The organism is Nostoc sp. UIC 10630, assembly GCF_010747425.1.
GTDB lineage: Bacteria > Cyanobacteriota > Cyanobacteriia > Cyanobacteriales > Nostocaceae > Nostoc.
The window spans coordinates 1-9,858 of the sequence record NZ_JAAGOG010000248.1; the positions used below are offsets into that span (position 1 = coordinate 1).

The 9,858-nt window shown below is 42.3% G+C and carries 7 protein-coding genes; 1 reads left to right on the forward strand and 6 read right to left on the reverse strand.

Annotated elements, in window-relative coordinates:
• Positions 1 to 624 precede the first annotated feature (624 nt).
• From G1O98_RS33435 to G1O98_RS33460, 6 genes are all read right to left on the reverse strand, one after another.
• On the reverse strand, positions 625 to 1,788 hold the full coding sequence (locus G1O98_RS33435) for a hypothetical protein (protein ID WP_163937664.1): 1,164 nt from the start codon (positions 1,786 to 1,788) through the stop codon (positions 625 to 627).
• A 137-nt stretch (positions 1,789 to 1,925) separates the two neighbouring features.
• Complete coding sequence (locus tag G1O98_RS33440; protein ID WP_163937667.1) at positions 1,926 to 3,818, reverse strand: iron uptake porin; 1,893 nt, start codon at positions 3,816 to 3,818, stop codon at positions 1,926 to 1,928.
• A gap of 208 nt (positions 3,819 to 4,026) precedes the next feature.
• A complete protein-coding gene (locus tag G1O98_RS33445) occupies positions 4,027 to 4,503 on the reverse strand; it encodes a hypothetical protein (RefSeq protein ID WP_163937670.1) in 477 nt (158 codons plus the stop codon).
• Between the two features lie 117 nt (positions 4,504 to 4,620).
• Complete coding sequence (locus G1O98_RS33450) at positions 4,621 to 5,385, reverse strand: ABC transporter ATP-binding protein (RefSeq protein WP_163937673.1); 765 nt, start codon at positions 5,383 to 5,385, stop codon at positions 4,621 to 4,623.
• Between the two features lie 36 nt (positions 5,386 to 5,421).
• Positions 5,422 to 6,075, reverse strand: coding sequence for an energy-coupling factor transporter transmembrane protein EcfT (locus G1O98_RS33455; RefSeq protein WP_163937677.1), 654 nt, complete (start codon positions 6,073 to 6,075; stop codon positions 5,422 to 5,424).
• Positions 6,068 to 6,991 (reverse strand): energy-coupling factor ABC transporter permease, encoded by a 924-nt coding sequence (locus G1O98_RS33460; RefSeq protein ID WP_163937680.1) that lies wholly within the window; start codon positions 6,989 to 6,991, stop codon positions 6,068 to 6,070. Before G1O98_RS33460 ends, G1O98_RS33455 begins: the two co-directional genes overlap by 8 nt.
• Positions 6,992 to 7,992: 1,001 nt before the next feature.
• Here G1O98_RS33460 and G1O98_RS33465 point away from each other — a divergent pair.
• Positions 7,993 to 9,831 carry a glycosyltransferase gene (locus G1O98_RS33465; protein ID WP_243458620.1) on the forward strand — a complete coding sequence of 613 codons (1,839 nt, stop codon included), beginning with the start codon at positions 7,993 to 7,995 and terminating at the stop codon, positions 9,829 to 9,831.
• Positions 9,832 to 9,858 lie beyond the last annotated feature (27 nt).

The following is a 9,858-nucleotide window of genomic DNA, read 5'->3' on the forward strand; positions in this document are numbered from 1 at the left end:
TATCCGACACACGACCTTTGATTTCCCCACCCTTCAAATGTACGGAGCTTTTTCAGAAATCAAATATTAGTCCTATATGCTGTACATACAAGTCTTCTAGAGTCGTTTCACAGGCTTTTGATTCCCTTAAAAAAAGGGGTGGTTTTATACGAAGAAAGAAAAATACATAAGTCTAGATTTTTAATTTTGTGGCACGGCTTTTACCCCTCTCGAAACATCTCCCCGAAAGGTCGAGAGGCTTTGAAACCCAGTTTCAGTATTTTCTCTGCTTATATAAAACCACCCTACCAACCCCCCCTTAAAAAAACGTGTATACACAAGTCTTTCTGACCCCCTCTAACTCCCCCTTATAAAGGGCTACGGTGTACACACAAGTCTTATAAAGTTGTCTAACAGTGTTTCGATCCCACCTAACCCCCCTTAAAAAGGGGGAAATTTCTTCAAATCCCCCTTTTTAAGGGGGATTTAGGGGGATCAGATGATTTGTGTGTACACCGTAGCTTATACAGGGGGAAAACCGGACATTTCCCCCCTTCAAGGGAGGTAAATGGGGATTTGTGCTTCATTAACAAGATGTGTGTACACAGTAGCTAAAAAAGGGGGGCAAAAGAAGCTCTCAAATTACTAACGTACTAGCACTCGACTACGGGGGCCGATCGCTTGTTTGGGTGAAGCGGGTATTGTGCAGCTATTGGTAGAATCCTGTGAACAAGCAGCTTGAGCAAGGGTTGCAGGGTTAACCATTACTTGATTACCCTCTAAGGAATTACCGTTACTGAATTCCATATTCGGTGTAGTAGAAAGGGATGGAGAATTAGTCCTTGTAGGTGTAGGGGAAGCGATCGCACTTCCATTATCAACTACTGGTGTAACAGTGAATTCATTTCCACCATCAACTATTGGTGTAACAGTGAATTCACTTCCACCATCAACTATTGGTGTAACAGTGAATTCACTTCCACCATCAACTATTGTTGGCAGAGTAGATGTACTACCACCGCTAATTACTGGCGAGGGAGTAGGTGTACTATCACCACTAACTACGGGTGTAGGAGTTGGCGTACTACCACCACCAACTGATGTGGGAGTTATAAGAGTTGCATTTGCAGGTACTTTGATGGTTATCCTCGCCAGGGGGGAGTTAGTCATTTCCAAAGAAGTCACCTTTGGCGAACCTGGGATATCGGACTTGAAATCAAAGACAGTGGGGGTTGCACCACCATTGCGATCGCTATATCGCACTCCATATCCACTTACTTCAAAGGTTCCCTGATATTGATTTCCGGTTTTTGGATCGGTGACAGTACCAGTGTATAAGGCTTTTGTGAGATTAAATTCATCCTGAACTACTCCTTGAAATGTGGTTCCTGCTAATCTCCCCTGGTATTTATAGGGTGTTAACTCACCGCCAGAGAGAATCGGCGAATTCAGAACGCCATTAAAGGAGACAATCGGAATGCCTTTAAAGTCAACAAAGTAATGCAGGCTACCATCAGAGCGTGTTTGTACCTTCACATAGTCTGACTTGTATACAGGAACGTAATTAGGATTGTTCTTAGTACCTAAATTCCGTGAGTAAGTCCCCGCGTCATCTGTATCAACACGAGTCGTACTGCCATTGAAATTAGGATTAATGCTGGGAAGCTGGATAGTACCTGATAATGTGCCAGTGCTTTGAATGGTGATTTGAGCAAAAGCACTTGTTCCACCTAAACTGATGATAACTGCGGCTAAACTGCTACTGCTAACAACTGCACAACCCAATTTAGTTAATGAATCTAATTTCATGAAAAATTTGCTCCTTTAATCACATATAAAAAAATACGCGCAGCTTTTCGTTCCTTCTATTGGGCGATGCAAGCATTTCATACTGGATTAGTCAGTATGAAAATAGCGCTTTTTATTACATTTTCATCGGTATAAAGTTAAAACCGGAAAGTTGCTCTTAATGCTCCAACGACTAAAGTATCGTTAGCAGCATTGTGATCGGGATTGAAAATGACGAATAAGCCTGGAGTCAGGGCGATATTGTCGCTCAACTGGGCGCGGTAAAAAAGTTCTACGTGAATTGATGTGTCACTACGTCCACCTGCTGTTCCCCCATCAGAAAATTTGGGAAAATTGAAGCCATCGGGTAAAGTACTCGAAGTAATTTTGGGCGGTTGTCCGACGAGAACGCCTCCTAAATTCCCAGGACGCAGCAAATTGGGAAAGGCCGCGAACACCATCCAGTTTGTAGTTTCTACACTTCCAGGAAGGTTGAACGGTTTGGAAGAAGTAAAGCCACCCCAACCGCCCAATTGCAAGTTAGAGTTGATTCGCCAAGCAACGGTAGCGCCAATGGCTTGGGTATCAAAAGCTGTTGCATCTGCAAAAGGCGAAATCAGTTGAGAATCGCCGATACCACTTCCTAATAAGCCATCTGGGGAGTGGGAATAAAGATAATGTACGCCGATATCGATGTTATCGGTGGGTGCTAAACTTAACTGAGCGCCAGCAGTTAATCTACCGCCGAATAGTCCGCCCTGGTTGATATTGCCAGAAAAACTGGGAATTTCTGCACTATAAACGCCTTGCAAACTGATGCGATCGCTAATTTGCCAATCAAAGCCTATACCGCCAGTGCCGTTGCCAATACTTAAAATCGGGTTACGCTGACCAAATAGAGAAATTGCACCGTCGCTAGAACCTTCTAAAGGACTAATACCCCGAAAGCTGTTGATAGGGTTGACTCCCGCCGTACCTACGACAATTCCGAAGTTATCCGAGACGACAAATCGATAAGATAAGTCACTAACGACTAGATTGTTGTCTGTATTTGACTCGAAACCCAACCGCCCCATATTGGTAGATAGCAACGCTGCATTAGAACCCAAATTACCCGCAGATAGCCCTGTTAAGAGCAAATCTCGTCCTGTAAATGAAGTTGCTAAGGTTAGTTGGGTGCTACTTGTGAAAGTCAGATTGGTTTTTCCCTGACGTTCAGGGACTCCATCTCTAGGAAACAAATCCACATCGGGGCTATTGGTTCCCTGAACGCTAAAAACGGCTTGACCAAATAATCTGGTAGTTGTGGAAAACTGATTGGCTTGTAATTCAGTAGTCCGGTTTTCTACAGCCTCAACACGCTGCTGTAATTGCTGCAACTCTGCTTTAAATTCGCTTTGCAACCTTTGCAGCAAGATTAAATCTTCACTATTAACAGTATTAATTTTATTATTAGCGTAGGCGTAGCCCGCCGCAGGCATCGCTTCGTTAATCTTCTCTAAACAAGCGTTTAAACCAGCCGCAAATTCATAACGGCTGATGGTGCGGTTTCCCAGATAATTCCCATCGTGGTATCCCGCAATGCAGCCATAGCGTTCTACTAGAGATTGCAAAGCATCAAAAGCCCAGTCGGAAGGTTGCACGTCTTTAAGTTGTGACACCGATGTGACTTGAGACATTTGGTTGTCTGAGTCGGGAGGCTGAGGAGATAGAGAGAATTCTTCTGTGTTTTCCTGGTTCTGTGCAACTTCTGTTACAGCTTGAGTATCTTTTAACTGAGGTAAATTAGGGGAATTTATAAATTGAATTTTTTCTCTGCTTTTTTTAAGTATATTTTCGTACTTGTGCTTTTTAGCTGATGAAGTAGTTATATCTGGCTGCACAAATTCAGGTGGTGTAATTTCAGCAGGCGAAACAACTTGAGATAAATTTTCTTGTGTTGACTGCTGCACCAGATTATCTGGCGTGATTACAGGCTGTTCTGGTAAATTAAGGGCAGAGATTGGCCCTGTTGCTAGCACACCCGCCATCAGTAGACTAATATCACTCATGGTATTTCATTTGACTTGCACCAATATTTCTTTTGACAGACAAAGTTGGTGTATATCAGGAAAATTTATGAAAAAAGAGTGATAAAAATTACTATGGCTGGGATTGAGGGGCAGGGGAAGCAGGGGAACAAGGGGGAATTATTGAACAAGTCTCTCTCTTGTCTCCCTTGTCTCTTCTTCATGCCCAATGCCCAATGCCCCAGATAAATTATTCTGGCTGGCTACAATACTTATTCATCTGATTGACTAATGTATCTGACTGCTTGCCAAGATTTGTAGCTGTTGTCAGTGCTGAGTCAATTTCGGTTCTAGCCTTTTGGATTTTTTCTCTACCCGATTCTGAAGCTTCTGCTGTCTTGGTTGCACCAAGGGCTCTACCAGCTTTGGCGATCGCTTGACTAAGATTCTGAAAAATATTGACAAAACCGCTTTGGAATCCTTTCAGCTTGGGATCTTTTAAATTCAGTTCCTTAATCGATTTAGTCACAAATTCTAAATCTTTAGATAGTTGTATGCTGGTGATGACTTGCCTTCCTTTATTGTTATCAATCAGAGAAGTTCCGGCATTTACAACTCGAATCAGTCGCTGGCACTGAGAAACTTTATTTTCGCTGCAACTGGTAACGAACAAAGCGATGCTCAGGCTAACAGGAGCAATAACAGTATATTTATGTAAAACAGACATTAACACCCCAACAGCAATAAAACCCAAAATATAGTATCTAATATTACGGGCAATGGGCAGAGAGAATAGTGAATGATTCTTTAAACTCCACTTCTGTGCCCATGCCCCAATCTCAAATTACCAATCTATGGGCAAACCTAACTGGTCTAAAGTAGCACCATCTTGCAAAAGTGGCTTAATATTGCCGTCTATTTGAATTCGACCACCAGACAGCACCAAAGCACGTTGCGTAACTCTACCTAACCAATTTAGGTCATGGGAGGCAATTAACATCACCTGCACTGGCAACTTTAACAACACTTGCGCTAAATGTCGTCGCCATGCTGGATCGAGACCGTTAGTCGGCTCATCCAAAATTAGAATTGTTGGGTCTAGGGCTAAAATTGAGGCTAGGGCAGCAAGGCGTTTTTGCCCCCCAGAAAGTTCGTGAGCGGAGCGATTAGCGTAGGCTTCTAGTCCGAAATCAGCTAATAACTGCCGGGCGCGATCGCTAGCCTCTGCTGGTGACATTCCGTAGTTGCGTGGGCCAAAGGTAATATCTTCCAAGATGGTGGGCATAAATAGTTGGTCGTTGGCATCTTGAAAGCTAAAGCCAATTTGACGACGTATTTGGGGTAGAGTTTTAGGCTCTAAGGGGATACCATTAATGGTAATTTTCCCCGTTTGGGGTTGTTTTAAGCCAATTAGGTTCTCTAGCAAGGTGCTTTTTCCAGAACCAGTTGCTCCCATCAAGGCAACGCGATCGCCTTTATTCAAAGTAAAAGAAATTTCTTGTAATACCGGCTCCTGGCGAGAATAGGCATAGACCAAGTTCTCAACTTCAACGACAGTTGCGTGGGGGTTGTGGGTTGGTGGTTGGGGATTAGATGTTAAAGATTTCAAGATTCACAAACTCAATATTGCGGAGTGAGGATTGGGTTAAATTTTGTAAGAAGTTAGGGTTACAGTAGCAGCGATCGCACAAGCTAGTAATACGGCAAAACGCTCTTTCGGTCTGAGAGGAGAATCAATGGGCAATTGCCCGTTGTAACCGCGAGCTACCATTGCCCCATAGACTCGTTCTGCCCTATCCAGACTGCGGAGATACAAGGCTCCAATCATGGCAGCACTGGCGTAGCGCAACCATCCCGTAGTTCCATTCAGACCACGTAATTGAGCGCTGCGCTGCATTCGCGTTACTTCTGAGAGCAAAATTTCCATATATTGCCCAGCTAACAACAAGTTTTCCTTTAAAGGTGCTGGTACGGGTAAGCCTTTCAGGGCTATACCAAAGCTGTGGGGCGGTAAGGTTAACAAAAAACTATTCATAGTAACTAGACAAACCAGCGAACGAAGCAGTAAAAAGCTGGCTCTTTCCCATCCCAAAGGCAAGGCTAGCAATGACAAAAAAATCAATTCTGTACCGAGTAATCCTCCCAAGTGGCGAATTGATACGCGCAACAGCCAAGCCCACAAAAGTGCGATCGCGGCATATACACCTAAGCAATACCAAGCATGATATTTTAGTAACGCTGCTCCCACCACAATCACTAGAGACAGCTGCAAACGTAATGGCAAAGAAAGTTTAAGCATTCTTCGGTTTCACCACCTTGGCAATCCCAAAGGCTACAGCAAAGCAAACTGTAGCTCCCATAAGTCCAGCGATACTAGTACCAATTGGCCCCAAACCCTTAATACTATAGTCAGCTAAGGGAGTCGGCACAATTACCCGGACTTTCGCAGCTAAATCAATGAAACCTGTATTTTCAGCGACTTTTTCTAAACCATCAGGCCAGGCTGAGGCAAAGAGTGACAGTACTCCTGCAATCAAGAAAATGGTGACAATAGGCACTGACCAGCCACGAAATTCCTGCTGTTCCCCTGGTAATAAATCTGGCCGGGCTGTAGCTAAATAAGTCAGTACACCCCCAGTAATTATCCCTTCGCCAATGCCAATCAAAATATGCACGCCAGTCATAGCTGGTAAAACTATGGCTACAGGTGCAGTACCAGAAAGGGCTAACTCAATAGCACAAGCTATAGCAGCTACCACTACACTTACGCCAGCAGCTATACCAGCAGCTAGGGGTAAACGCCCTTTAAATCCCCCCAACAGCCGTTGCAAGGTTTGGGTTAAAATCCAGCCTACCCAAACACCAACTACTGCCATATTGAAAATATTTGCTCCCAAGGCTGTAATGCCACCATCAGCAAATAGCACAGCTTGAATAATTAAAACTGTGGCAATACACAACGTTCCTGCCCACGGACTACCCAAAACGATCGCAGCTAAGGTTCCTCCTAGTAAGTGACCACTAGTACCTCCAGCTACCGGAAAATTGATCATCTGGGCGGCAAAAATAAAGGCAGTGGTTAATCCCAGTATGGGCGCACGACGGATACCAAAAGCTTCTTGCGATCGCTCGAAGGCAATAAAAAGTGCTGCTACACTGGCTAAACCAGTAGCCCCTGCCACCGGAACAGAAACAAATCCATCAGGAATATGCATGATCTACCCTGTATTTTTTAGATGTTTATTTACTCAATACCAGCAATAAACAAAGGCATTAGATTAATAACAAACAAAATTTTCATCTTTTTTGCAATGCCCTCTTGGGGGATTTTATGCTGTTACTTTTGAGAGATTTACAATCCAATGGCTGCTAAATAGTATACTTAATTTACATGAATATTAATTTTTGTTAATTTTATTTTTATATATGTCGATAAATTCTTGGAAAAGTGTAAATCTCTTGACTTTAATAAGCTAATATGTATTTAATTGGCACATTCTGAATGCCAAAAAGCTTGCTAGTATTGTGCTTTTTATCTATGAGACTGCTACACGAACATTTTAGATTTTGAATTGCTTTACGGCTCTTATGGTTGATAGTATAATCGCCATTTAAAGCGGGTTTGATTGATTTTAACTACATTTTTTATGGCAACACAGCAGTATTATGACCTAAAAATATTTAACTATATAGCTAAATATCAAAGTAATTTAGCTGGATTCAATAATAACTCAGGATTCAGAATTCCATTAGTTCTTAATCTGTACTCATTACTTTTTTGTTGACCACCAATTTTAAAATTTGGTAAACTAGTATTTTTTTAACTTATAGTCATTAACCAACTAATGATTTTAGATTAGTATAACTAATATAACAATCTAAAAAAGTCTTTACATAGTCTCGACCAACTGTATATTTGCTGACTTCGCTGGCTTAATGGTACAGTATTGATGATTTTTTGGGATAAAAAATTGTGTAAGCGTTGATACGTAACACAAAATAGTGGTTAAACTTAAAATTCAGTTGAAGAAGGCAGAAGGCTTAATTTAGACGGGGTTTGAATCCCCTCCTAAATGGGATGAAACTTAGCTAGCGCGTCACTAATGTTAAATAATCACAACGAAGGATTTGAGATTTTGATTTTTGTTCTTAGATTTTAGAACGAACTTAAATCTCAAACGTCAAATCTACAAATCCATTTGTATAAGGCCCGGCAATGAGAGTTATTTTCAAAGGTGCATTTTATTTTTACAAAAAAATTATCTCGTTGCTACCTACATCTACTGACCCTTGTGTACAGATTGTAGATACTAATTCTGCCTCACAACACAAGCACTGGTATAATTATTGGCAAGCTCGCCTCCCACCTTCCTGGCTTCACCCTTTGCTGATTTTGATGTGGTTGCTCATCGGCATTAGCTTACGCCTAACCAACTTGACAACAAAGTCTCCTTGGACTGATGAGTTTTCCACCTTAGTGTTTAGCTTGGGTAACAATTTTTTATCAGTACCCCTAGATCAGGCGATCGCACCTGATATCTTATTACAACCACTGCAACCCAACCCAGCAGCTAGTATTGGTGATGTGGTTCATAATTTAGCTACACAAGATAGTCATCCACCTCTGTATTTTGTGCTGGCTTACCTATGGATGAAATTATTTCCTAGCGAAGGAGGATTAGTATCGCTATTTGCAGCACGATCGCTACCTGCGATATTCGGTGCTGTCTCAATACCGTGTTTTTACGTGTTAGGTAAAGTAGCATTTCGTTCGCGGCTAGTAGGACAATTAGCTGCTGCCACGATCGCAGTATCACCCTACCCCGTATTTTTAGCACAAGAAGCACGTCATTACACTTTGGCAATCTTATGGGTGATTGGTTCGCTCACCTGCTTAGTAATTGCCACACGTCATATTCAAAACCGCACACCTTTACCTATATGGGTAGCACTTTCGTGGGTAGCAATTAATGCTTTGGGTATTGCTACTCATTATTTTTTCACCTTCACCCTCTATACAGAAGCCGTAGTTTTGATTTCTCTTGCTTGGCTTCAATTGCAAACTAGCACCAAATTTTCTCTCCTCTTCTCTTCTCCCTGGCGGCGCATTTATGCCGTTGCGGTAGGTACTTTGGCGGCGGGTTTAATTTGGATACCAATCTTGTTAGAGAATAAAAACCGTGGGATTTTGACCGAGTGGATTCGAGGTTCGCGTGTTGGACTAGATTGGTTAAGCCCAATTTTTCAAGCTTTAGGAACATTGATTGCAATGATTTCCCTATTACCAGTTGAATCTTCACAGCTATTGGTGGTGATTCCTTCTGGAATAGTGATGCTGGCTTTCTTTATTTGGGCAGTACCAATTTTGCTGCGTGGGATCAAAATTCAACTACAGCATCCAGAAAACCGGATTATGATTCAGGTATTTATTGGAATTGCGGTTAGTGCGATCGCTTTATTTTTGATCTTTACGTACTTTTTGGGTATTGACCTGACCAGAGGCGCTAGATATAACTTTGTTTACTATCCTGCGATCGTTGTCTTGCTAGGCGCAAGTCTCGCAGTTTGTTGGCATCCCCCCAAGGAAATAAAAAGCATAGGTAAATGGGGAATAAACGGTAAAAAAGCCGTGATGTTAATTTGGCTAATGGGATTTTTTAGTGCAGTTACAGTAATTTGCAATCTCGGCTATCAAAAATATTATCGCCCTGACCTGTTTGTGCAACTCATCCAACAAATATCCCCAGTACCAGTACTGATTGCCACTACTCACAAAAGTTATATACACACTGGGGAAATGATGGGAGTAGCTAGGGAGTTGAAACTTGCCAATTCGCCTCAAAATTCTTTGTTTCTCCTTGCCCATCAATATCAAGATCCGAATACTTCCACCATTGCTCTAGAAAATACCTTAAAGACGCTACCACGACCTTTTGACTTGTGGTCGGTAAACTTTCATGCCCCAGTAGCAGAAGCCGTCAAAACATGCGTCGCTGATACTAAATCTTTGCCAAGCGTAGACGGCTATGAATACGAACTTTATCATTGCCAATAAGAAGCAGGGGGCAGGGGAAGCAGGGGA